Origin of the sequence: Natrarchaeobaculum aegyptiacum, from assembly GCF_002156705.1 — an archaeon.
Lineage (GTDB): Archaea > Halobacteriota > Halobacteria > Halobacteriales > Natrialbaceae > Natrarchaeobaculum > Natrarchaeobaculum aegyptiacum.
Window position 1 is genome coordinate 3744148 of the sequence record NZ_CP019893.1, and the last position, 23536, is coordinate 3767683.

Consider the following 23536-nt stretch of genomic DNA (forward strand, 5'->3'; position numbering starts at 1 on the left):
CTCGAAAAGAAATTAGTTACTCGGGAATACCACGGAGTTATATAGTTCAGTTCGAAAGGACCGCCGATGACAGCGGACGTGCAATCGAGAGGCGGGAGACGGATCGTCGAGTTCGTTCGTCGGCTGGGCCCGACGTGGCTCGCGGGTGCAATCGCGGCCGGTCCGGCGACGATGGCCAGTTTGCTTGTCGCCGGCGCGAGTTTCGGATACACGCTGCTGTGGGTCGTCGTCCTCTCGGCGGTGCTGGGGACGCTCGGGCAGTACCTCGCGATGCGGCTGGGCCTGCTAACGGAGGCCGGCATCGTCACGGTGGTCGAAGATCGGCTGGGGTCGTTCTGGGCGTGGATTCTGGTGATCGACGTCGTGCTCGCGGCGGGGCTTGCCCAGCTTGCGATCATGCTGACCCTCGCGGAAGTGAGCGCGACCATCGTCGCCAGTGCAGGCCTCGGCGGTGGAACGCTCACCGATCCCCGATTCTGGGGAGTGGCCTGGGCACTGATCCTCGCAGCCGGGCTGGCTGGCGGCGGCTACCGGTTCGCCGAAATCGGAGCGAAAGTCGTGGTCTCGCTGGTCGTCCTCGCGTTCGTCGCCTCCGCGTTCGTCGTTCCGATCGACCTCGGCGACGCGGCGACTGGACTCGCGCCGATCATTCCCGACGTCGACGGTGCACTCGTCGCCGCTGGCGTCCTCGGTGGTGCCGTCCACATCACTCTCCTCACAATGCAGAGTTACACGATGCGCGCCCGCGGGTGGACCCACGAAGACCGCGACATCGCCACCTTCGACGTCGTGAGTTCGATGCTCGTCGCGTTCGGCATCTTCAGCCTCGCCGTCTTCCTCGTCGCCGCGAGCGTCCTCCCGGAGGTCGTCGCCGATCCGGCGGCGATCGACGAGATCCAGGCCGCCGAAGCACTCGGCCCCATCGCTGGCGAGCACGCGATGTGGCTCTTCCTGCTCGGCCTGTGGGGCGCTGCCGTCTCCACGCTCGGCGGTAACACCATCGTCCCGCCGTACCTCCTCGCCGACAAACTCGGCTGGGAACAGTCGATCGAGGACCCTCGCTACCGGACAGCGATCGTCGTCGTCGCGCTCCTCTCGGCCGTCGGCGCGTTCCTCGGAGCAGCCTTCTTCCAGGTGCTCGTCCTCGTGCTCGCGTTCGGCCTCGTCGGCACGCCCTTCGCACTCGCCGTGATCCTCTACCTGCTCAACGACCCGGGGGCCGTCCCCGAGACCAACTCGCTCGTGGCGAACCTCGCCGGCGTGGCCCTCTTCGCCGTCGCGACCGTCCTCGCCGGCGAGTTCGTCCTCGCGGAACTCGAGACCGTCACAGAACCGATATCGGCGTTCGTCGTCGCCTTCGCCGCGGCGATGGCTCTCGCAATCGTCGGCCTCGTCGTGAAATACGCCCTCGAGCACGCCCGCAACGAGTAGGGCTACTGCGGCCGGACGTGTCGACTCACCACCGCATTTCAAGCCCCTCGAGCGCGACGTGAGTTGCATGTCAACGCTCGACGGGGACGTGATCGTGGTCACCGGTGCGAGTCGTGGACTGGGGCGCGCGATGGCCGAACGGTTTTCGGCCGAGAGAGCCCGCGTGACGCTCACCGCACGTGACGATGACCGACTCGAGGCCGTCGCCAGCGAGCTCCCGGGCGACTCGCTCGTCGAACCGGCCGACGTTCGCGACAGTGAGGCAGTCGAGCGCGTCGTCGACCGGACGCTCGAGGAGTTTGGCCGGATCGACACGCTCGTCAACAACGCGGGCGTGAGCCTGCTCGGTATGACCGACGAGCGCACCGAACTCGTCGAGGTAAGCGACGAGGACTGGGAAACGATCCTCGAGGTGAACCTCACTGGCGTCTTCTACTTTACCCGCGCGGCGTTGCCCCACATGTACGAGCAGGGTCATGGAACCGTGCTCAACGTCTCCTCGGGACTCGGCCGGCGCGCGATCGCGGGTGCCGGGCCGTACGTCAGTTCAAAGTGGGGGCTCGAGGGGCTAACCCGGACGACCGCGCTCGAGGCCGAAGATCGGGGCGTCACGGTCAACGCGCTCGATCCCGGCGGCCGCGTCAACACCGACATCTGGGCGCACCTCCCGGCAGAAGAACGCGAGCAAATCCTCCAGCCCGACGTGATGAACGACGCCGCGGTCCTGCTCGCCGCGCAGGGACCAGACGGCGTCACCGGCGAGTCGATGACGGCACAGGAGTGGGAGCGACAGCTGGGGTGATCCACACCGCCGTCGGTGATCGATTTCTCGGCTGCTTGAGGGACGGTCGCCTACGACTCGAGGTCGGCAGGCGGGGCACCTGGCAACTCGTCTCTGTCGTGGAGTGCGTCGAACTCGAGATCCGGTCCGCGGGCGACGATCCGGTGGGGATTCACGTCAGGGTGTGTCGTGTAGTAGTGGTCTTTGATGTGGTCCATGCGGACCGTGTCAGCCACGACCTGTCCGTTCGGTGTCCCCGCTACGCCTGTCTGATAGAGATCACGCAGGTACGGCCAGAGGTTCTCGTACTCGCGGACGAACTGGACGTTACACATGAAGTGAGTGTGGTAAACGTTGTCGAACCTGACGAGCGTCGTAAACATCGCCACGTCGGCCGCTGTGAGCCGATCACCAGCGAGGTACCGCTGGTCGGCGAGCACCTCGTCCCAGTGGTCGAGCGCGTCGAAGAGGTCCTCGATTGCCTCGTCGTATGGCTCCTGTTCGGTCGCGAATCCGGCTCGGTAGACGCCGTTGTTGACCGGATCGTAGATTTCGTCGAGGATCCGGTCGACCTCCTCGCGATACCTGTCGGGATAGAGATCGACGTCCCGCGTCGCCTGTTCGTCGAACTCGGTGTCGAGCATCCGCATGATCTCGCGGGACTCGTTGTTGACGATGGTGTCCTCGTCGGTGTCCCAGAGGACGGGCACCGTCACCCGACAGGTCGCGTCCGGATCTGCCCGTACGTACAATTCACGGAGGAAATCGGCATCGTGAACGTGATCCGACGTACAGCCGTCTTTCTCGGGCGTAAACTGCCAGCCGTCGTCGTCGCGATACGGATCGACCACCGAGACGGAGATGGCGTCTTCGAGCCCGTTCAGTGCCCGGACGATCAGCGTGCGGTGGGCCCACGGACAGGCGTAGGAGACGTAGAGGTGATATCGGCCTGCTTCGGGCTGGAACCGGGCGTCCGGCTCGTCGCGGATCCAGTCTCTGAACGTCGACTCCTGTCGTTCGAACGAACCGCTCTCGTCGGTCGTCTGGTACGCGTCGGTCCGCCACTCACCGTCGACGAGCATGTTCATGTCCGGCAGGAGGGCCTCGAGGCTCAAATGGACTCGCTAACACCAGTGTTACCGCGCCAGGGTTGCAGTCAGCCGCGGGGTCACCGCGACCGAACTCCTGACGAAGCGCCAGTCAGCCCGAAGAGTCGACGGATCGTCCACTCGAGGACGCCCACGAGGAGTATTCCGGCGACGAGGAAGGGGCCAAAGAGGACGTAGAGTGCGAGTGGGTCCGTCTCGCCGTGAACTCCAAGAAACGCGTAGACCACGAACGTGGTCACGATGGCGAGTGCGAACAGCGGTCCGAACAGGTGAAACCGGCCGTACAGCCAGACCGGAGCAGTCGCCTTCGCCCACAGGAAGGCACCACCAACCCCGATCAGAAAGGCCAGCGACGAACCGCCCGCGGTCAGGACCTGCGACGACGCGATCACGCGAGCCCCGAGCCAGAGTGCGAGACAGGCGGCGGCGTACCCCGCCCCGATTCCGATCGCGATCGGCGCGGTCACCCCACGACCGGTCCCTCGCTTCACCACGACGGAGACGAGCACGGTCGCGACCGGGATCCCGAGTGAAACCCCGAGCGTCAGTGGTTCACTTCCGAAGACTGGATCGGGCGAGGCTGGCATACTGCTACTGTTCGCTCGAGTTACCTAACACGTTCCGGATACGAACAGCGGCCCGTCGACGTTCGGCGGGTGGTCGAGAGGCCAGCGCTTATATCGTCGCGGTGAGCACGCCACGCCATGGCCGACGACGGGGACGGCGACGAGGAGCGACACCGCCAGAGTCGGCTGTTCACCGACGACGACGGCGGGTTCGACGCCGAACGGGCACGCGAAGAGTCCTTGCCGGTCGAAGACGGCGAACTGGTCGACACCGACGAACTGGCCGACCACCAGCGATACGTCGAGGGTCGGGGGATCTACGACGAGCGCAACCGGGTCAACGACCTCACCGGCCGAGAGTGGAAGTACGCCACGAAGTCCGTGATCCCGGAGGGCTACCCGCCAGACGTCCAGCACGACCTGCGAAGCGAACACGGCGGCCAGAAACCGCCTCGCCTGTGTGCCGAACTGATCGGTCGGTTCAGCAAGGCCGGAGACACGGTTCTGGACCCGTTCGCCGGCGTCGGCGGCACCTTGCTCGGCGCGAGTTTCTGCGAGCACGAGGGGACCGGCCTGCGGGAGGCGATCGGCTTCGAGCGCAATCCGCGGTGGATCGAAATCTACGAGGAGGTCATAGAGCGAGAAAACGCCGAGCGGCGCGCTCGTGGTGAGCCACCACTTGCCGGGCAGAACATGCGCCAGGGCGACTGCGCGGCGCTCATCGAGGACGTCCCCGACGACTCCGTCGACCTCCTGCTGACAGACGTCCCCTACTGGCACATGGACGAACTCGAGCAGACGCGCAACGAGCGAGCGACCCGGGAGAGTAAACTCGGGGCGTTCGACGCCGAGGGAGACGCGAGGGCAGGTGACGTGGCTCGACCCGAAGCCGAGGAAACGCAGTCGAAATCGGACTGGCTCGCGGACATGGCCGCGAAGTTCGATCGTTTCGCCGACGCGGTCCATCCCGATGGACACGTCGTCGTCTTCATCGGCGACATGTACCGCGAGCAGTCTTACGAGTTCCTCTCGGCCGACCTCGCCCGCGCCATCGAGTCGACCGCCCCCCTGACGCTCGCGGCGAACCTGATCTGGTACGACCCGACGAAAGACCTCCACGTATACGGCTACCCGTTCTCGTTCGTTCCCTCGATGGTCCACCAGAACGTACTCGTCTTTCGACTCGACGACGGCGACTGAGTAACCCTGGACTAGTGGCCCGGTGCATGCGATTCTGGTCAGTGGCCGTGACGACCGCGGATGCTGCAGGAAACGATCACGCTCGCAATTCCCCGGTCACCGGAAACGGTGCCGGACCCGAATCTCACATCTGACCGAGTACCGACAGACGGCAGGCGGAGATGGCGCATCGGTAACACTCTGTTATTCGGTACTGCGAGACGGTTCCGACCCGAATACGACGATTTATCACAGAAATTACAATACCGGTTTATGCCGACCGCCGGGGGTAGCCACGTCTCGAGGCATGAGCACGAAACTCGAACCGACACTCGTCGTACTCGTCGCGCTGCTGATGGTGACGTCCGGAGCGGCAGTTCTCACCACCGCCAGTGCCTCGAGTCCGAACGCACAGGTCGATGATGTCGATCCCGACGCCGAGTGGGACGTAACGATCGAAAACGCAGACGTCGTGGTCCTCGCAGACGATGAGGCGGCGATGGCCGGGCCGACTGATGACGACGACGCTCTCGACGAGACCGACGAGTACGAAGAAGACGACGATGCGCTCGAAGCGACTGACGATGACGACTTCGAAGAAGTCCCCATCGAGGAGGACGAGCCTGCCGACGAGGCCGACCGAACGCTCGAGCTCGAGTCAGCCGAGGCGCTCGTCGTCCTCGACGAGCCAGTGGAGCCGGCTGACGACGAACCGACGCCGGACGACGAGATGCCAGTCACTGACGACGATGCCGGCGTCGAAGACGTCGACGCGGAAGACCGTGAGATCACGTTCGAGCACGCGACGATCTTCGTTCACGTCCACGCCCTCGAGGACGAATTCGACGACGTCGACGTGAACGGACTCGAAGATGATCTCGACGACGCAGAAACAGCCGACGAGGAAGACGACCTCGACGACACCGAGACCGACGACGAATACGATCAGGTCGGCGATCGCATCACTGTCCACGAGATGCAACTCGAGGTAACGATCGAGAACGCGAACCTCGTCCACGTACTCGGTATCGAAGAACCGCCAACCGACGACCCACCGCTCGACGAGCCAGTCGAAGAGGAACCGACTGACGAAGCCATCGACGACGAGCCGGCTGAAGACGAACCGGTCCACGACGAACCTCCAGAAGCGCAGGATCAGATCATCGAGGAAGAGCCCATCGAAGACGACGCTGTCGAGGACGGCGAGTACGACGACGCGGAAGCCCACGATGACGAGTACGGCGAGGAAGAACCGTCAGAGCAAGCGGTCGCTGACGAGACGCTTTCGGTCACGATCGAACAGGCCACCGTCGTCGTCGTGTACGACGGCGAGATGCCGGCTGACGAGCCAATGCCAGTCGAAACGCCTGACGAAGAGCCAATCGAAGACGACGATCCAGTTGACGACGCAATTGAGGACGACGAACCGATCGAAGAAGAACCGGTCGAAGAAGAACCGGTCGAAGAAGAACCGGTCGAAGAAGAACCGGTCGAAGAAGAACCGGTCGAAGAAGAACCGGTCGAAGAAGAACCGGTCGAAGAAGAACCGGTCGAAGAAGAACCGGTCGAAGAAGAACCGGTCGAAGAAGAACCGGTCGAAGAAGAACCGATCGAAGAAGAACCGGTCGAAGAGGAACCGATCGAAGAAGAACCGGTCGAAGAAGAACCGGTCGACGATGACCAACTGACCGTCACGATCGAGCAGGCGACGGTGTACGTCGTCCACGATGTCGGCGTTACCGACGACGTCCCGATCGAGGACGACCCGGAGGACCCAATCGATGACGACGATACCGATGATACAGTCGATGACGACTACGCCGACGATGCCACCGACGATGACGAAGTAATCTCACTGCTGGCTGACTAGAGCACTCGAGGCGACTCGAGCCCGTCAGCCGATCGTATTCCGGGATCGGTCGTTTTTGACCGGGACCGATCTTTCTTCGGTCGCAGCCACGACTGACCAGTGATGATTCGACCAGCGAGATCGAACATGACGGCTTGCGAGTGTTTCTCGAGTGGTAACACGCGTCGTCGAACAAGAGTACTGTTATATGCGTTCAGTTCTCACGACCGGTAATGAGCGCACAGGTACGAGCCCCGACCGCTCGGGTCTGCGAACGGTGCGGACGGGCGGAATACTGGGATGCAGAACTCGGCGCGTGGCAGATCGACAGTGAAGACGGCGAGAAACAGGTTGGCAGCCCCCACTGCCTTCACGAGTGGGACATCACCGGCACGTTCAACCCGGTCGTCGACGACAGCTGACCGCGCCGAACGGCGAATCGCTTTTCGTATCGCGAGCCGTTCTCCCAGTTGATGACGACAGTCTACGTGACGGTACCGACCGACCACGCTGACGACATCGCGACGACGCTCGTCGAGGAACGCCTCGCCGCCTGCGTCAACCGATTTCCCATCACGTCGACGTACCGCTGGGAAGACGAGGTTCACACCGACGACGAGGTCGCCCTCCTCGTCAAGACCACCGACAAAGCCTACAGGGAACTCGAGGAACGCGTTCTCGACCTCCATCCGCACGACGTACCGTGTATCGAACGTTTCAACGAGAGTCACGTTCTGGAGGCCTTCGCCGACTGGCGAGAAGAGGCTACGACGTGACCGGGTCGGCTCGACCGGCTTCGGGCCGACATTGTGACTGTTGGCCACGGTAGCCTGTCGCAAGTGAAGACTGCCCGAAAAAGCAACCCTTAAACCGCGCACACGGGTTCATACGGGTATGGCTGGAACCATCGAAGTGCTCGTTCCGGGTGGCCAGGCCAACCCTGGCCCGCCGCTCGGTCCCGAGCTCGGACCGACGCCCGTCGACGTACAGGCGGTCGTACAGGAGATCAACGACCAGACCGAAGCGTTCGACGGCACGGAAGTGCCGGTTACCGTCGAGTACGAAGACGACGGCTCCTTCGAGATCGACGTCGGTGTCCCGCCGACGGCCGCACTCGTCAAGGACGAAGCTGGCTTCGAGACCGGCAGCGGCGAGCCCCAGGAGGACTTCGTCGCCGACCTCTCGATCGACCAGGTCAAGAAGATCGCCGAGCAGAAGAAACCCGACCTGCTCGCCTACGACACCAAAAACGCCGCGAAGGAAGTCGTCGGCACCTGCGCCTCGATGGGCGTCACTATCGAAGGCGACGACGCTCGCGAGTTCAAGGAGAAAGTCGACGACGGCGAGTACGACGACGTGCTCGCTGAGGCGTAATCCGAATACCACGCTCGAGACACGAGCAAAGCGCGTTTTTCTGCGGTCGATCGGATTTTCCGGCAGCCACAGATGGGCTGCGGTGAGCGGTAAGCGAGCCCGGCAATCAGGCGTAAAATAGCGTTGGCCGCCGCCCGGGCTCTGCCGGTTCGTCCGCGAGATCGGCCGCAGCGTCGCCCTCGAGAAGTGACTCGAGGACGTCGACGGCCGCCTCGCGGTGAAGCGGCTGGTTGTCGTTGCCACACTGGTCGTCCATCACGCAGGCGGGACAGCCGTCGACGCGGCCGCAGTCACAGTCGGCGATCAGGTCGCGAGCTCGTCGGACGACGGCCTCGAAGTTCTCGTAGATCGCGCGGGCGAACCCGAGGCCGCCGTCGATGCCGTCGTAGATGAACCAGCCGCTCGCAGGCATCTCGTCCAGTCGACCCGCAATATCGCGGACGGTGGCCTCCGCAGCGGCGGCGTTGCGTGGCGCTGGACCTTCCGCCGCGTCGATAGCACCGGTCTCGCCGGGAGGCTGAGCGAGGTGGGCGTCGAGTGAGAGCGTCGCCAGCCCACCGAGGTCGCGCTTGTCGACCATCAACTCGAGCGGGGCGACTCCGATGGTCGCGTGTTCGGCGGCGTGGAGGCCGCCCGCGTAGCCGAGGTGGGCCGTCTCTGCGAGGTCGTCCTCGAGATCCGGAACGGAGAAGTCGCGGTAGCGCTCGAGAAGCGTCTGCTCGACGTTCCGGGGAACCTCGAGCCAGCAGAGTTGCGTCTCGATCGACAGTGGCGGGTTGTCGGTCGGCAGCCCCTGCGCTCGTTTCTCGCCGCCGTCGATCTCGAGTTCGTCGTAGGTGTCGTGAGCGATGACGACGCGGCCGCGACCGACGTGGAGCCGAAAGTCGCCGATCTCGCGTGACTCCTCCGAGACGGCGTCGAGGACGGTCACGTCGGTCCGGCTTCGCGTGTAGTAGTCGACGTCCACCGGCTGGACCGTCACCGAGGGCCGGTGGGACTCGTGGTCGACTGCGACAACCTCGTACTGCTGGCCCTGGTGAAGCCGGACGGCCCCCTCGTGAAAGTCCCGCAGGACGCGTTCTTTGGCGAGTGGTTCCATCCCCGGATCGTGGTGATCGTCGAATTCCGGTGCCAGTCGAACCTCGTACTCCTCGCCCGTCGTCGCGTACAGCGAGATCGATCGCTGGGGTCGCGGCGGCCCCGCGTAAGAGACGCCGGTCTCGAGCGAGCCCGACAGCTGCCCTGCACGTCGCCACATCTCGACGGCGCGCTCGAGGCGCTCCGGGTCCCCAAAATCCCCTGCATCGGAGCGGTCGAGCGCGAGTTCGTCCGCTGCACAGCGCAGGTGCTGGGCGAAGACGGCGTCGTTGTCCACGTCGACGACGGCGTCCTCGACGCCCGACTCGAGCAGGTAGTCGGGATTGGAGACGACGTACTGGTCCAGTGTTCGGTGGTCGGCGACGAGCACGGAGAGGGCCCGACTGGTTCCCCGGCCCGCACGGCCGATCTGCTGCCAGAACGACTGGCGCTGGCCGGGGTAGCCAAGTTGCACCGTCGCGTCCAGTTCCCCGACGTCGATGCCGAGCTCGAGGGCACTCGTGGATGCGACGCCGTCGAGGACGCCGGTCTCGAGCTGGTGTTCCGTGCTGTGGCGGGCGGTGCGTGACAGCCCCGCGTGATACGGTTCGATCGCGGCGCTGCGGTCGGGACTGGTGTAGTATCGCGTTGTCTCCTCGCGGTGGCCCAGCGCGCGCTCGACCGAGAGTTCGGCGAGTTTGCGCGAGGGAGCAAAGAGCAGCGTCTGGGCACCCTCGTAGGTCAGGTGTGAGAGGAGTCGCGGGGCGTCGACGGTGGCAGGGACCCGCTCGATGGCTGCGGCATCGTCGTCAGCCTCTCGCTCACGAAACGGCGGGTTCCAGAGCACGAGGTCTCGCGGTCCGGCCGGCGAGCCGTCTTCGTCGACGACCGTGGCCTGTTCGTCGATCAGCACGCTCGAGTGCTCCCCGGGATTCCCGATCGTCGCGCTCGTCAGCACGAACTGCGGGTCGGCGTCGTAGTACGCGAGGACGCGCTTCAGCCGACGGACGATCCAGGCGACGTGCATCCCGTGGACGCCGGTGTACGTGTGAGACTCGTCGATGACGAGCAGCTCACAGGATGCGAGAAAGCTGGCCCACCGGTCGTGATCGTGGAGGTACGTGTTTACGCCAGCGAAGTTCGTGATTATCACGTCCGACTCCTCACGAATCCGCCGTCGATCGCCGGATTTCGTGTCGCCGTCGTAGACGCCGACCGCGACCTCGAGCCCGAGTTCGTCGAAGAAGTCGGTCAGCGCGCGTTCCTGGTCTCGCGAGAGAGCTTTCGTCGGGTAACACAGATAGGCCGTCGAGGAGTCACCGCGAGCGCGGGCCTCGAGGAGGTTCCGGGCGATCTGGAGCGCGTAGATTCGGCTTTTTCCCGAAGACGTGCTCGTCGAGACACAGACGTGCTCGCCGCGATCGAGCGCCTCGAGCACGGTCGCCTGATGGGAGTAGAGATCGTCCGCGAGCGCACCGGCGAGTTCGGGGGGGAGCACCGAATCAGGCGGGACCGTCGACGCGGGTCGGCCCGGACGCTCGAGGACGGTGACGTCCGCCGTCGTTCCAGCGCGCGGGAACGAGTCGACGAGTTCGTCACCGGTGATCGGCACGCGGTCGCCAGCTTGGGGAGTGTCGTGAGTCATCGCTCAGAAATCACCGAGTCCGGTCTGTTCGGTCGTCGGCCGTCCGGCCGATTCGGTCGGCGTTCCGTCGTCGCCGGGCGATCGATCGGACGCACCCGCACGACCGCCCCGCGACCCACGGATCGACCGCCGCGGTGTGTCCGCAAGCCGTTCGTAAACGTGCCAGAGCGCACGGCAATCGTCCTCGCAGTAGGCCTCGTGGCGGTCCCATTCGAGTTCTTCGCCCGTGCGTGCGAAGCGCTGGTAGGCCGCTGCCGTCTCCGCACCGTCGAGACCGGTGCCAGCATCCTCGTAGCCGAGGGCAGTCGCCACGTCCTCGAGCTGATTCGTCCGGCCGGGAAGGATCGCGTTGTCCTCGCGGACGGCCCAGTCGTAGAGGTCGTACTTCGGAATCGACTCCCACTCGTCGTGGTAGTAGGAGACGTGCCGGGCGATGAACGACCCGAGGTAGCGATAGTCGAACTGCCAGCCGTTCCAGGTGACCAGTGCCCGGTCCGGGTGGACGTCGAGCAACCAGTCACAGAAGGACTCGAGCACCCGCACCGTATCGGTCGGATCGTCGCGTTCGACGAACGCGTGGTGATCGTCGCTCTTGGGGTCGTAGACCCCGATCTGCCAGATGATCGTCGGCGAGAGCCCGTCGGTCTCGACGTCCAGACAGAGCGGCGGTCTCGACCAGTTCTCACCCGGCAGCGGGTCGTCGGTCACACGTCTGGGCTCGCCCGACTCGAGCACTCGAGCGTGAGCGTGCATCGTTTCGGCGCGTTCGCGGCCGATCCCGGGGAGCGTCGTGAGGGAGTCGATCGGCGTTTCGAGGAGGTCGCTACGAGTTTCGACGCCCTCGTCGGACAGCCGTCCGGCCGTCTTCGGGCCGACGCCGGAGACGGACTCGAGGCCGAAGTTCGTCACGGCGTGGGTATCGACCCGTTCGACACCGTCGTCGGTGAGTTCGACCAGTGCGAACGAGGTCCGGTCGTCGTAGGCCTCGACGGGACCAGCGCCGACGACGCGGACCGAGACGCAGTCGTCGACGTGCCGTGGGGGAGCCGTTGCAGGATCGTGGTCGACGGTGCGAATTTCGCCCGACTCCGACTCGAGGTGCCAGCGTTCGTCGTACCCCGCTGGCTCGCTCGCGGTCAGGAGCGTCGTCCCCCGGTCAGTCGGCAACGTCTCGGCGAGGTCACGAGCGTGGGTGAGCGAGGTGGTCAGCTCGGTCGGTCGGACGATCGTCTCGACCTGATCACACAACAGCGTGATCGGATCGTCGCTCACCGAGGCCCACTGGTCGTCCACGACCGAGGCGTCGACCCCCTCGAGTCGTGGAACGACGCCCACTGCAACGCCACCATCGTCGTCGATCGACCATTCGTCGACTGGATCGCCGCCAGCCTCGAGCGGCGGGTGAACCACCGGAACGTCGAACGCGCGACGTGCGCGCGCGAAGGTCTGTGGTCTACGGGCCGGCCCCGGAACCCAGACCGCCTCTGGCTCGAGCGTCGCCGCCACGTCCTCGAGTGTCGCCGCCGGCCGATCGGCGACTGCAGAGGGTGGGAGCGCGAGGAGACGAACACCTGCTCGAGCGATCATCGGTCGGAGTGACGAGCGGCGGGCCGAAGAGCGTTTGGAGTGCACGGTGAAAGTGAAGAGCGGTTATCTCATGGGCTTTTGCCGAAACTGTTAATCCGGACGTGCACACAGGTGTGTGCATGGGGGATAGAGAGTATCGAAATGTACGACTAACTGAGGACGCCTATCAACAGCTTAAACGCCGAAAACAGCCCGGAGAGTCGTTTTCGGATACCGTAGAGCGGATCGCTGGTGAACGGTCGTTGCTCGACCTCGCCGGAATACTAACCGAGGACGAGGCCGATCAGATGCGAGATGCAATTCGTAATCGGGAAGAGCAGTCGCGTGATCGACTCGACCGGTTTACAGACCGGATGGAATCGTGATCGTCGATACAGACGTCCTCATCGACGTAATGCAGGATTCTGACCGAGCCGTCGGGCAGATCCGAGAATTGGAACACGAGGGAGTCCCACTCCACATTTCGTCGATGTCACTATTCGAGCTGAATCACAGCGTCGAACGGGTTTCAGATTCAGACGCGAGACGCCGTCGGATTGAGGCCGTACTCGAGACCAAACCAGTCTATCCAGCAGACGAGGCGGTGATGAAGAAAGCAGGGCGGGTTGACGGCCGACTGACCACAGATGGGAACGCAATTGGGGTCGGTGATACGATCATTGCTGCAACTGCACTCGTCCACGAAGAAGCCGTCCTCACGAGAAACGTCGATCATTTCGACCGAATTGACGGTCTCGACGTTTGTCCGTACTAACAGGACCCCCGTCACATCGATCCGTCTGAGAAGTCAACGCTAAAGAACGAGCACGCAAAACGGACTGACAATGCAACAGTACCTCGAGCTCGTCGACGCCGCACTCGGGACGGGCACCTACAAGCCCAACCGGACCGGCGTCGACACGATTTCGTCGTTCAGCGAGCACTACGAGGTCGACCTTCAGGAGGGCTACCCGCTGCTGACGACGAAGAAGATGGACGGCTACCGGTGGAACTCGATGCTCCACGAGGTCTGCTGGTACCTCTCGGGAGAAGAACACATCCGGGACCTTCGCGAGGAGACGAAGATCTGGGACGCCTGGGCCGACGACGAAGGTCGCCTCGACACCGCCTACGGGCGCTTCTGGCGACGCTACCCGATTCCGGAGGCAGGGGCACACCTCGAAGGTGAGACCTGGCCCGACGCAGACCAGCGCTGGGTCACCGAGGAAGCGGAGGGCCGCCGAACCTTCGACCAGCTCCAGTACGTGATCGACGCGCTCTCCGACTCGCCGAACTCCCGCCGGCTCGTCGTCAACGCCTGGCATCCCGCGAACGCCGCCGTCTCGACGCTCCCCCCGTGTCACTACACGTTCGTCTTCAACGTTCAGGGCGACCGGCTCAACTGTCACCTCACCCAGCGCTCGGGCGACATCGCACTCGGCGTCCCGTTCAACATCGCAGCGTACTCCCTCCTGACGACCGTCGTCGCCCAGCAGACCGGCTTCGAGCCCGGCACGTTCGGCCACACCGTAGTCGACGCCCACGTCTACTGCGGCCGCGGCGACCGCGGGGCGTGGTACGCCGACAACCTCGAGACCCTCCAGACTCGACTCGCCGACGTCGACGACCGCGAGGAGTACCGCGAGATCCGCGAGTGGCTCGAGTCCGAAGCGCCGGCGGAGGACGAGGGTGACGAACGACTGGATCACGTCCCCGGGCTGCTCGAGCAACTTTCGCGAGAACCGCTCGACCGCCCGACCCTCGAGGTGGCCGACGTCTCGATCGACGAGCTGGCCTACGAGGACGTCGAACTGGTCGACTACGAATCCCACGACGGAATCGCGTTCTCGGTGGCCGAATGACCGACGCGGGAGGCGACGCGGCGACGGCAGATCCGATCATCGAGACCGATCTGGAACTCGTCGGGATCGTCGCCGTCGCCGATAACGGCGTCATCGGAGTCGACGGTGAGATGCCGTGGCACCTCCCCGAGGACCTCCAGCACTTCAAGGAGACGACGATGGATCACCCGGTGATCATGGGTCGTGTAACCTACGAGGGAATCGTCGAGACCCTCGGCGAGCCCCTGCCGGGCCGGACGACGATCGTCCTGACGAGTCGTGACCTCGAGACGCCCGAGAACGCCGTTACTGCCGGAAGTCTCGAGGCGGCACTCGAGGAAGCCGAGATGGCGGCGCACGAGCATCACGAGGACGCAGACCGGATCTTCGTCGCCGGTGGTGCGACCGTCTACGAACAGTTCCTGCCGGCGCTCGACCGCCTGATCGTCACCGAAGTCGCTGCCGCCCCGGAGGGAGACACCAGATTCCCGGCGTGGGACAGGAGTGCGTTCCGTGAGGTATCTCGCGACGACCGGGACGGATTCGCGTTCGTCGAGTACGTCCGCGGCAGGTAAGTTCTGCCTTCTGAGACATGTTCCGAGACAAGTGAAAGATATCCGACCGGTCGGTTCACGGACCGCCCCGGTTGGCGCTTCGTCGCCAGTCACGAACGGCGTCGAGAAAACCCGAGCGGCGCGATATCGATCGTCGGTCGTCGAACCGACGCTGGATCGAGACGACGGTGGTGGGAGTGACCACTCCTAATTCTTCTGGTTGCGACAAATAACTCGTCAAATATGGGGCTTATAAGGTCGCTTCGAACCGTTCTCGGCAGTTTCAAATGCAAGGGGGCCATAGCCGCCGGTATGTCGACGACGGAGTTCTCGGATGCCATCCGGGAGTTCGAACACGACGGAGAAACGTACAAGATCGCCGACCTGACGGTCCTCGAGGAGAAGGGCCTCTGTGATCTCGACAAACTGCCGGTGAGCATCCGTATCCTGCTCGAGTCGGTGCTGCGCAACGCCGACGGCGGGCAGATCGACGCAGACTCGGTTCGCGCAGCAGCCTCGTGGGAGCCGGACGTGCCGGACGCCGAAGTGCCGTTTACGGTCTCGCGAGTCGTCCTGCAGGACCTGACCGGCGTTCCCGCAGTGGTCGACCTCGCAGCGCTTCGCTCCGCCGCAGACCGCAAGGGCGTCGACCCGACGGTCGTCGAGCCCGAAGTCCCCTGTGACCTCGTGATCGACCACAGCGTTCAGGTCGACCACTTCGGCACCGAGGACGCCTACGAGCAGAACGTCGAAATCGAGTACGAGCGCAACGAGGAGCGCTACCGCGCGATCAAGTGGGCCCAGCAGGCCTTCGACGAGTTCAACGTCGTTCCGCCGGGCACCGGCATCGTCCACCAGGTCAACTTAGAGCACCTCGGCCGCGTCGTCCACGAGCGCGAAGAGGACGGCGACCAGTGGCTCTACCCGGACACGCTCGTTGGCACGGACAGCCACACCCCGATGATCGGCGGTATCGGCGTCGTCGGCTGGGGTGTCGGTGGCATCGAAGCAGAAGCCGCACTGCTCGGTCAGCCGATCAACATGTCCCTGCCCGAAGTCGTCGGCGTTCGCCTCTCCGGTGAACTTCCAGAGGGCGCGACGGCGACCGACCTCGTGCTCCACATCACCGAGCGCCTTCGCGAGGTCGGCGTGGTCGACAAGTTCGTCGAGTTCTACGGCCCCGGCGTCTCCCAGCTCTCGGTCGCCGACCGCGCGACCATCTCGAACATGGCCCCCGAGCAGGGCTCGACGATCAGCATGTTCCCCGTCGACGAGAAGACCCTCGAGTACCTCGAGCTGACGGGTCGCGACGAGGAACACATCGAACTCATCCGCGAATACCTCGAGGCACAGGGCCTCTTCGGCGAGCAGGACCCCGAGTTCACCGAAACCGTCGACTTCGACCTCGGCGAGGTCGAACCCAGCCTCGCCGGTCACAAGAAGCCCCACCAGCGCATCCCGATGGGCGACTTAGACGAGCACTTCCCGAACCTGCTCGAAGAGCAGGGCGTTCTCGGCCCCGGCGGCGAACCCGCAATCGGTGACGGCGGCGGCGTCGCAGCCGACTCGGGCGAGGCCGGTCCCGGTCTCGCACTCGACGAGAAGGTTCCCGTCGAACTCGAGGACGGCACCGAAGTAGAGATCGGTCACGGCGACGTCCTCGTCAGCGCGATCACCTCCTGTACGAACACCTCGAACCCGTCCGTGATGGTCGGCGCTGGCCTGCTGGCCCGCAACGCGGCCGAGCAGGGACTCGAGGTGCCCGACTACGTCAAGACGAGTCTCGCACCCGGCAGCCGCGTCGTCACGGAGTATCTCGAGCGCTCTGGACTGCTCGAGGACCTCGAAGAGCTGGGCTACCACGTCGTCGGCTACGGCTGTACGACCTGTATCGGGAACTCCGGTCCGCTCCCGAAGCCCATCGAGGACGCCATCGACCGACACGACCTCTGGACGACGAGTGTTCTCTCGGGGAACCGTAACTTCGAGGCCCGCATCCACCCGAAGATTCAGGCCAACTACCTCGCATCCCCGCCGCTGGTCGTCGCCTACGGTCTCGCCGGCAAGATGGACATCGACCTCGAGAACGAACCGATCGGCACGAACGACGACGGCGAGGAGGTCTACCTCGAGGACATCTGGCCGGACACCGAAGAGATCCGCCAGACGATCCACGACAGCATCTCCCCCGAAATGTTCGAGGAGAAGTACGCCTCGGTCTACGAGGGCGACGAGCGCTGGGAGGCCCTCGACGCACCCACGGGCGACGTCTACGACTGGGACCCAGAGTCGACCTACATCCGCGAGCCGCCGTTCTTCCAGGACTTCCCACTCGAGAAGCCCGGCGTCGACAACGTCGACGACGCTCGCGCGCTCATGACTCTCGGCGACACGGTCACGACCGACCACATCAGCCCAGCCGGCCTGTTCAGCGAGGACCTGCCGGCCGGCCAGTGGCTCAAAGAGCGCGGCGTCGAACCCCACGAGTTCAACACCTACGGCTCCCGCCGCGGGAACCACGAGGTCATGATGCGCGGTACGTTCGCGAACGTCCGCATCGAAAACGAGATGCTCGACGGGAAAGAGGGTGGCTACACCATCCACCACCCGACCGGCGAGGAGACCACCGTCTTCGAGGCCTCCGAGCGCTACCGCGAGGACGACACGCCACTGATCGTCATGGCCGGCGAGGAACTCGGGACCGGCTCGAGCCGTGACTGGGCCGCCAAGGGCACGGACCTGCTGGGCATCCGCGCGACCATCGGCAAGAGCTACGAGCGCATTTACCGTGACAACCTCATCGGCATGGGCGTCCTGCCCCTGCAGTTCGAAGACGGCGAGGGCTGGGAGGAACTCGGCCTCGAGGGCGACGAGTACTACGAGATCTCCGGTCTCGAAGACGGCCTCGAGCCCAACGCCGAACTGACCGTCACCGCCGAAGACGACGACGGCGACGTCACCGAGTTCACGGTGACCGCACAGGTCGACACGCCGATGGCCGTCGAGTACGTCGAGAACGGCGGCGTCCTCCACCTCGTGCTCCGCCGCCTGCTCAACGAAGAACTGAACTAGACTCGAGAACGCCTCGAGTTTCTGATTCGATTTCGACTGCGCCGACGTGCAGTCGTGTGCGATCAAAACGATTTTTTGACGTAGGAGGATCCGTAGCCGACCCGGTCAGTAGCAACGGACTGACGAAACCATGAGGGTTCGTCCGGGTGGCTGTGATAGCTACTGGATAGATCTGTCGATCACCGATTAAATATTGTGTGGGAATCCCATTAGTGGGGGAAAAGGTTTATTCATCACTGCTCGTGTCTTTCCAGAAGTGATAGACGATACCTGTTCCTGGACCGTCAGTTCTGAGTGGCAGACCACCCGGCGATCGCTAACGGAGCGAGGCAATGTCGTACGGTAGTGGCCCTGGCGACGATCGCGTCATCGACGGGAAGATGTCGGAGGTCGACACCGACGCGATCGACGACATCGACACGGCGGGAAGCTACGACGAGAGTCGCGCCAACGACCTCCAGCGATCCATCGCCGAGATGGGACGGGGGATCACCGAGATCAGCGATCGACTCGAGGAGATCCACGCTGAAGCGAACGAACAGTACGACGCGGTAATGCACGTCGCCGACGAGACCTCGAGTCTCTCGGCGTCGGTCGAGGAGATTGCGTCCTCCTCCGAGGAGGTCGCCGCTGCCGGCGAGACGGCACGAGAACTCGCCGAGGAGGGACAGGAATCGGCGACGGAAGTCGGCACCGCGATGGAAGCGATACAGGATGCTGCGACCGAGGTCACCGAGGACGTGACGGCGATCCAGGAGAGCGTCGAGGAGATCGACCAGATCGTCGCGGTTATCAACAACATCGCCGACCAGACGAATCTGCTCGCGCTCAACGCATCGATCGAGGCTGCCCACGCCGACAAGTCGGGTGACGGGTTCGCCGTCGTCGCATCAGAGGTCAAGTCGCTGGCAGAAGACTCACAGGAACGTGCGGGCGAAATCGAGCGAATGATCAGAGACGTCGAGGAGAAGACCGACGCCGCGGTGACGAGCCTCGACGAGAACAACGACCGGATCGAACGTGGCATCGAGTCGGTCGAACGCGCCGTCGAGATCCTCGAGGACATCCACGACACCGTCGGCGAGGTCTCCGCAGGCATCGACGAGGTTGCGGCCGCGACGGACGAACAGGCCTCGAGCACCGAGGAGGTCGCGAGCATGGTCGACCAGACGGTCGCCAGTGCCGAGAGCATCGCCGAGGACACGGGCGTCATCGCCGACGAGGTCGAATCACAGGCCAGTACCGTCGAGTCGATGGATCGGACGCTCGAGTCACTGGTCGACGACTTCGCGCCCGACGCCGGTCCCGCGCGATAGTCTGAGAAAGTGTGTACTCGTACTCGCTGGCCACGATCACCGACGGTAAGGCAACGCCGCAACGGTCGGTGAACAAATTCGCGTCGGCCTCCCCTGACTGTTTACACTGACTGATCCCCTTAGTAATATACCACGGGCTTTTATTATCGCTGGCCGTAGCCGGGACATGGATCAACCCACCGAACGAAACCGCCTCGACGAGGAAGAGAGTCCCTACCTGCGCCAGCACGCGGACAACCCCGTCAACTGGCAGCCCTGGGACGAGCAGGCCCTCGAAGCGGCTCGCGAGCGGGACGTTCCGATCTTTCTCTCGGTCGGCTACTCGGCGTGTCACTGGTGTCACGTCATGGAGGAAGAGAGCTTCGCCGACGAGGAGGTCGCCGACCTGTTGAACGAGGAGTTCGTTCCGATCAAAGTCGACCGTGAGGAACGTCCCGACGTCGACAGCATCTACATGACCGTCTGTCAGCTGGTCACCGGCCGCGGCGGCTGGCCGCTGTCGGCCTGGCTCACACCCGAGGGGAAGCCGTTCCACGTGGGGACCTACTTCCCGAAGACCGCGAAACGAGGACAGCCCGGCTTCCTCGACATCTGTCGGCGACTCGCCGACTCGTGGGCCGACCCCGATGACCGCGCAGAGATGGAACGCCGGGCCGACCAGTGGACCGACGCCGCCAGAGATCAGCTCGAGGAGACGCCGGACTCGGTCCGCGGGACCGAGCCACCGTCGAGTGCGGTCCTCGAGTCTGCGGCCGACGGCGCAGTGCGGAGCGCCGACCGCCAGCACGGCGGCTTCGGTTCCGACGGGCCGAAGTTCCCCCAGCCCTCGCGACTGCGCGCGCTCGCCCGTGCCTCCGACCGGACCGGAAACGAACAGTACCGGGCGGTACTCGAGGCGTCCCTCGATGCGATGGCCGCCGGCGGCCTGTACGACCACGTCGGCGGTGGGTTCCACCGCTACTGCGTCGACCGCGACTGGACGGTGCCCCACTTCGAGAAGATGCTGTACGACAACGCCGAGATTCCGCGGGCGTTCCTCGCGGGCTACCAGCTGACAGGCGACGACCGCTACGCCGAGGTCGTCCGTGACACCCTCGCGTTCGTCGACCGTGAACTCACCCACGAGGAAGGCGGCTTCTTCTCGACGCTCGACGCCCAGAGCGAGGACCCGGAGACGGGAGACCGCGAGGAGGGCGTCTTCTACGTCTGGACACCCGAAGAGGTCCACGGGGTCGTCGGCGACGAAACGACGGCCGACCTCTTCTGTGATCGGTACGATATCACCGCGTCCGGCAACTTCGAGGGGACGAACCAGCCCAACCGGGTTCGCTCGGTCGACGACCTGGCCGCGGAGCACGACCTCGAGCCCGATGGGGTCCGCGAGCGACTCGAGGAGGCTCGCGAGGCCCTGTTCGACGCCCGCGAGGAGCGCCCGCGTCCCAGCCGGGACGAGAAGGTCCTCGCCGGCTGGAACGGGCTGATGATCGCGACCTGTGCTGAAGCCGCACTGGTGCTCGGTGAGGACGACTACGCCGGGATGGCCGTCGACGCCCTCGAATTCGTCCGCGAAAAGCTCTGGGACGACGACGCTGAACGCCTCTCGCGCCGGTACAAAGACGAGAACGTCAAGGTCGACGGCTACCTCGAGGACTACGCCTTCCTCGCCCGCGGCGCACTCGGCTGTTACGAGGCGACCGGCGACGTCGACCACCTCACGTTCGCGCTCGACCTCGCCCGGACCATCGAGGACGAGTTCTGGGACGACGCCCACGAGACGCTGTACTTCACCCCCGAGAGCGGCGAGTCACTCGTGACGCGCCCGCAGGAACTCACGGACCAGTCGACGCCCTCGGCCGCCGGCGTCGCCGTCGAGACGCTGCTCGCACTGGACGGGTTTTCCGACGAGGACTTCGAGTCGATTGCCGCGGGCGTCCTCGAGACCCACGCGAACCGCCTCGAGTCGAACCCCCTCCAGCACGTGACGCTCTGTCTGGCCGCCGACCGTCTCGAGACGGGATCGGTCGAGGTGACCGTCGCCGCCCCGAACCTCCCCGACGAGTGGCGCGCGGCGTTCGTGTCGCGGTACGTCCCCGACAGGCTGTTCGCTCGCCGACCGCCGACGGACGACGAACTCGAGGGCTGGCTCGAAGAACTGGGGCTCGAGGATGCCCCGCCCATCTGGGCCGGGCGGGAGGCACGGGACGGCGACCCCACGCTGTACGTCTGTCGAGGACGGACGTGTTCACCGCCCACGCACGATGTCGAGGAGGCCGTGGAATGGCTCGAGGATAATGGTTCGCCCTCGTTCGAATCGTCGACTGACGGGCCGACGAGCCCCTTCTAGGGCAGTTTCTGGAGCGACGATGGGTGTCGTTTGACGCTGGCAGTCGACTCCCCGGTTACGGAGACAGGCGGTTCCGTATTCGAGCGAAACGTCGGCCTCGGCCTGTAATCGTATCACTGCCACTCGAGGTCGCGTTCGTGGCCGCAGAAACCGACCTCCTTCCCTGTTGGACAGAAGTATTATACCGCTGGTCATCCCCGATAGGGTGTTACCATGGAATCGACCCTGAAGACGATCGAGACTGGCGTTTCTGGTCTCGACGAACTTCTCAACGGGGGACTCATTACTGGTCGTCTCTATCTCGTCGTCGGTCGGGCAGGAACCGGGAAGACGCTCCTCGGAAGCGAATATCTCGAGGAAGGACTCACCAACGGCGATACGACGCTGTTCGTTCACGGCGAGGAATCTGCCGACGAGATACTGGCCAACGCAGCGAGTTTCGGGATCGATCTGACGGGAACTGAGTTTCTGGACCTCGGGCCGGATTCCGGTTTCTTCGACGGCGACAGCACCTACGACCTCGTCGACGCACGAGACGTGGAGTCGGATCGGTTTATCGAAGAGATCAGAGACGCCATCGAGGAGATCAACCCGGACCGCGTGCTACTCGATCCCATCTCACAACTGCAGTACATCGAGCCCTCCGAGTACCAGTTTCGCCGGCGGCTGATCTCGTTTATGCGTTTTCTAAAGGGACGCGGGACGACCGTGATCGCAACGAAAACGGACGAACCGTCCAGGGCCGACGACGAAATCCGATCACTGAGCGATGGAATCGTCGAACTCGAGCGAGGTACTGGCGGACGGCGAATAACTGTCCCGAAACACCGCGGGATCGGTCAGCGAGATGGAACCCATGGCCTGGAAATCACGGCATCGGGGCTCGAGATTCATCCAAGCCTGATTCCCGAACCGAACGAACGGACGTTTGGGCCCGAACTGCTGTCGGCAGGGGTGGACGAACTGGACGCACTTCTCGAAGGCGGTCTCGAGTGTGGGACCGCGACGTTCATCAGCGGACCGACTGGCGTCGGAAAGACGACGACGGCGATGCAGTTTCTCTCCGCGGCGGCGACGCGGGGTGGCAGCCCGGTAGCGTACCTGTTCGAAGAGTCCCCGAAAACTTTCCTCCACCGGGCGGAGGCGATCGGGATACCCATTCGCGAGCAGCGGGCCGCTGACGAGCTTTCGATCGTACCGGTCGAACCGCTTACACTCTCTCCCGAGGCGTTCGCCCGACAGGTAGCAGATCGTATCGACGCCGATGGGACCAAACTCGTGGTGATCGACGGCGTCGATGGCTACAAAGTCTCGATACAGGGTGAGCAGGTCGAACTCGGTCGAAAACTCCACGCGTTGATCCGGTACCTCAAGAACCGAAACGTGGCCGTCATTCTCGTCGACGAAACCGATCAGATCACGGGAATTCCGAGCGCCTCGAGCGCGAACATCAGTTACATCGCGGACAATATCCTCTTTGTCAACTACGTCGAGGTTGACGGCGCACTCGAGAAAGGAATTGGCGTCCTGAAGAAGCGAGCGGGGCGGTTCGAACGAACGATGCGCGAGTTCGAAATCACACCGGACGGGATCGCCGTCGGCGAACCGTTCTCGGGAATCAGCGGGCTCCTCGAAGGGACGCCCCGGCTGGACCTGACCCACGACGATGGCCGATAGCTCGAAGTGCGAACCGCCCAACGGTTTCCTGTGACCGTCCTGCACCGCCCGATTTTTCGGCACCCACGACTGCGCATCCACGTCGTAACAGAAGGCAACTGCAACGCTCGCATCGGCCACCCGATCCTGCAGCCGGCTGGAGGTGACCGGGCCGA

19 protein-coding genes are annotated in these 23536 nt (G+C 64.3%); 15 read left to right on the top strand and 4 right to left on the bottom strand.

Annotated elements, in window-relative coordinates; all coding sequences use genetic code 11:
* Positions 1-66 precede the first annotated feature (66 nt).
* Together B1756_RS18035 and B1756_RS18040 are read left to right on the top strand one after the other, a co-directional pair.
* On the top strand, positions 67-1431 hold the full coding sequence (locus tag B1756_RS18035) for an NRAMP family divalent metal transporter (RefSeq protein WP_086889808.1): 1365 nt from the start codon (positions 67-69) through the stop codon (positions 1429-1431).
* Positions 1432-1498: 67 nt separating this feature from the next.
* The gene (locus B1756_RS18040; protein ID WP_086889809.1) at positions 1499-2233 is read left to right on the top strand and encodes an SDR family oxidoreductase; all 735 of its coding nucleotides are present in this window, start codon (positions 1499-1501) and stop codon (positions 2231-2233) included.
* 50 nt (positions 2234-2283) lie between these two features.
* On the opposite strand, the gene B1756_RS18045 is transcribed toward B1756_RS18040, so the two are convergent.
* Together B1756_RS18045 and B1756_RS18050 are read right to left on the bottom strand one after the other, a co-directional pair.
* Positions 2284-3300 (bottom strand): glutathione S-transferase family protein, encoded by a 1017-nt coding sequence (locus B1756_RS18045; protein WP_086889810.1) that lies wholly within the window; start codon positions 3298-3300, stop codon positions 2284-2286.
* Positions 3301-3380: 80 nt separating this feature from the next.
* The gene (locus tag B1756_RS18050; RefSeq protein WP_086889811.1) at positions 3381-3908 is read right to left on the bottom strand and encodes a hypothetical protein; all 528 of its coding nucleotides are present in this window, start codon (positions 3906-3908) and stop codon (positions 3381-3383) included.
* Positions 3909-4025: 117 nt separating this feature from the next.
* Between B1756_RS18050 and B1756_RS18055 the strand changes: the two genes are divergently transcribed.
* The 5 genes from B1756_RS18055 (at position 4026) to B1756_RS18075 (ending at position 8289) form a co-directional block, all read left to right on the top strand.
* A complete protein-coding gene (locus B1756_RS18055; RefSeq protein WP_086889812.1) occupies positions 4026-5087 on the top strand; it encodes a DNA methyltransferase in 1062 nt (353 codons plus the stop codon).
* Between the two features lie 286 nt (positions 5088-5373).
* Positions 5374-6936 (top strand): hypothetical protein, encoded by a 1563-nt coding sequence (locus B1756_RS19490; RefSeq protein ID WP_161493207.1) that lies wholly within the window; start codon positions 5374-5376, stop codon positions 6934-6936.
* 212 nt (positions 6937-7148) lie between these two features.
* Positions 7149-7337: an HEWD family protein gene (locus B1756_RS18065; RefSeq protein ID WP_086889813.1), complete on the top strand. Its 189-nt coding sequence runs from the start codon at positions 7149-7151 to the stop codon at positions 7335-7337.
* Between the two features lie 51 nt (positions 7338-7388).
* Entirely contained in the window at positions 7389-7691 is a 303-nt protein-coding gene (cutA, locus tag B1756_RS18070; RefSeq protein WP_086889814.1) for a divalent-cation tolerance protein CutA, read from the top strand.
* Positions 7692-7809: 118 nt separating this feature from the next.
* Positions 7810-8289 carry a 50S ribosomal protein L11 gene (locus B1756_RS18075; protein ID WP_086889815.1) on the top strand — a complete coding sequence of 160 codons (480 nt, stop codon included), beginning with the start codon at positions 7810-7812 and terminating at the stop codon, positions 8287-8289.
* 106 nt (positions 8290-8395) lie between these two features.
* On the opposite strand, the gene B1756_RS18080 is transcribed toward B1756_RS18075, so the two are convergent.
* Together B1756_RS18080 and B1756_RS18085 are read right to left on the bottom strand one after the other, a co-directional pair.
* The gene (locus tag B1756_RS18080; protein WP_086889816.1) at positions 8396-11011 is read right to left on the bottom strand and encodes a DEAD/DEAH box helicase; all 2616 of its coding nucleotides are present in this window, start codon (positions 11009-11011) and stop codon (positions 8396-8398) included.
* A gap of 3 nt (positions 11012-11014) precedes the next feature.
* Entirely contained in the window at positions 11015-12598 is a 1584-nt protein-coding gene (locus tag B1756_RS18085; protein ID WP_086889817.1) for a ribonuclease H-like domain-containing protein, read from the bottom strand.
* Between the two features lie 119 nt (positions 12599-12717).
* On the opposite strand from B1756_RS18085, the gene B1756_RS18090 reads away from it, so the two are divergent.
* From B1756_RS18090 to B1756_RS18125, 8 genes are all read left to right on the top strand, one after another.
* Positions 12718-12963 carry an antitoxin VapB family protein gene (locus tag B1756_RS18090; RefSeq protein ID WP_086889818.1) on the top strand — a complete coding sequence of 82 codons (246 nt, stop codon included), beginning with the start codon at positions 12718-12720 and terminating at the stop codon, positions 12961-12963.
* Positions 12964-12992: 29 nt separating this feature from the next.
* Positions 12993-13352: a PIN domain-containing protein gene (locus tag B1756_RS18095; RefSeq protein WP_267128209.1), complete on the top strand. Its 360-nt coding sequence runs from the start codon at positions 12993-12995 to the stop codon at positions 13350-13352.
* A gap of 70 nt (positions 13353-13422) precedes the next feature.
* Positions 13423-14439 (top strand): thymidylate synthase, encoded by a 1017-nt coding sequence (gene thyA, locus B1756_RS18100; RefSeq protein ID WP_086889820.1) that lies wholly within the window; start codon positions 13423-13425, stop codon positions 14437-14439.
* The gene (locus B1756_RS18105; protein ID WP_086889821.1) at positions 14436-14993 is read left to right on the top strand and encodes a dihydrofolate reductase; all 558 of its coding nucleotides are present in this window, start codon (positions 14436-14438) and stop codon (positions 14991-14993) included. Before thyA ends, B1756_RS18105 begins: the two co-directional genes overlap by 4 nt.
* Positions 14994-15284: 291 nt before the next feature.
* Positions 15285-18044, top strand: a complete 2760-nt coding sequence (gene acnA / locus B1756_RS18110) for an aconitate hydratase AcnA (protein WP_086889822.1) — start codon at positions 15285-15287, stop codon at positions 18042-18044.
* A 332-nt stretch (positions 18045-18376) separates the two neighbouring features.
* Positions 18377-19360, top strand: coding sequence for a methyl-accepting chemotaxis protein (locus B1756_RS18115; protein ID WP_086889823.1), 984 nt, complete (start codon positions 18377-18379; stop codon positions 19358-19360).
* Positions 19361-19526: 166 nt separating this feature from the next.
* On the top strand, positions 19527-21704 hold the full coding sequence (locus B1756_RS18120) for a thioredoxin domain-containing protein (RefSeq protein ID WP_086889824.1): 2178 nt from the start codon (positions 19527-19529) through the stop codon (positions 21702-21704).
* Positions 21705-21917: 213 nt separating this feature from the next.
* Positions 21918-23381 carry a DUF7125 family protein gene (locus B1756_RS18125; RefSeq protein ID WP_086889825.1) on the top strand — a complete coding sequence of 488 codons (1464 nt, stop codon included), beginning with the start codon at positions 21918-21920 and terminating at the stop codon, positions 23379-23381.
* The last annotated feature ends 155 nt before the right edge of the window (positions 23382-23536 follow it).

What these genes read in the sequence shown, in the direction of transcription:
- B1756_RS18035 (WP_086889808.1), top strand. Translation starts at nt 67, where the DNA reads ATGACAGCGGACGTGCAATCGAGAGGCGGGAGACGGATCGTCGAGTTC.
- acnA (WP_086889822.1), top strand. Translation starts at nt 15,285, where the DNA reads ATGTCGACGACGGAGTTCTCGGATGCCATCCGGGAGTTCGAACACGAC.
- B1756_RS18085 (WP_086889817.1), bottom strand. Translation starts at nt 12,598, where the DNA reads ATGATCGCTCGAGCAGGTGTTCGTCTCCTCGCGCTCCCACCCTCTGCA.
- B1756_RS18045 (WP_086889810.1), bottom strand. Translation starts at nt 3,300, where the DNA reads ATGAACATGCTCGTCGACGGTGAGTGGCGGACCGACGCGTACCAGACG.
- B1756_RS18090 (WP_086889818.1), top strand. Translation starts at nt 12,718, where the DNA reads ATGGGGGATAGAGAGTATCGAAATGTACGACTAACTGAGGACGCCTAT.
- B1756_RS18120 (WP_086889824.1), top strand. Translation starts at nt 19,527, where the DNA reads ATGGATCAACCCACCGAACGAAACCGCCTCGACGAGGAAGAGAGTCCC.
- B1756_RS18095 (WP_267128209.1), top strand. Translation starts at nt 12,993, where the DNA reads ATGCAGGATTCTGACCGAGCCGTCGGGCAGATCCGAGAATTGGAACAC.
- B1756_RS18040 (WP_086889809.1), top strand. Translation starts at nt 1,499, where the DNA reads ATGTCAACGCTCGACGGGGACGTGATCGTGGTCACCGGTGCGAGTCGT.
- B1756_RS18125 (WP_086889825.1), top strand. Translation starts at nt 21,918, where the DNA reads ATGGAATCGACCCTGAAGACGATCGAGACTGGCGTTTCTGGTCTCGAC.
- B1756_RS18115 (WP_086889823.1), top strand. Translation starts at nt 18,377, where the DNA reads ATGTCGTACGGTAGTGGCCCTGGCGACGATCGCGTCATCGACGGGAAG.
- B1756_RS19490 (WP_161493207.1), top strand. Translation starts at nt 5,374, where the DNA reads ATGAGCACGAAACTCGAACCGACACTCGTCGTACTCGTCGCGCTGCTG.
- thyA (WP_086889820.1), top strand. Translation starts at nt 13,423, where the DNA reads ATGCAACAGTACCTCGAGCTCGTCGACGCCGCACTCGGGACGGGCACC.
- B1756_RS18065 (WP_086889813.1), top strand. Translation starts at nt 7,149, where the DNA reads ATGAGCGCACAGGTACGAGCCCCGACCGCTCGGGTCTGCGAACGGTGC.
- B1756_RS18080 (WP_086889816.1), bottom strand. Translation starts at nt 11,011, where the DNA reads ATGACTCACGACACTCCCCAAGCTGGCGACCGCGTGCCGATCACCGGT.
- B1756_RS18055 (WP_086889812.1), top strand. Translation starts at nt 4,026, where the DNA reads ATGGCCGACGACGGGGACGGCGACGAGGAGCGACACCGCCAGAGTCGG.
- cutA (WP_086889814.1), top strand. Translation starts at nt 7,389, where the DNA reads ATGACGACAGTCTACGTGACGGTACCGACCGACCACGCTGACGACATC.
- B1756_RS18075 (WP_086889815.1), top strand. Translation starts at nt 7,810, where the DNA reads ATGGCTGGAACCATCGAAGTGCTCGTTCCGGGTGGCCAGGCCAACCCT.
- B1756_RS18050 (WP_086889811.1), bottom strand. Translation starts at nt 3,908, where the DNA reads ATGCCAGCCTCGCCCGATCCAGTCTTCGGAAGTGAACCACTGACGCTC.
- B1756_RS18105 (WP_086889821.1), top strand. Translation starts at nt 14,436, where the DNA reads ATGACCGACGCGGGAGGCGACGCGGCGACGGCAGATCCGATCATCGAG.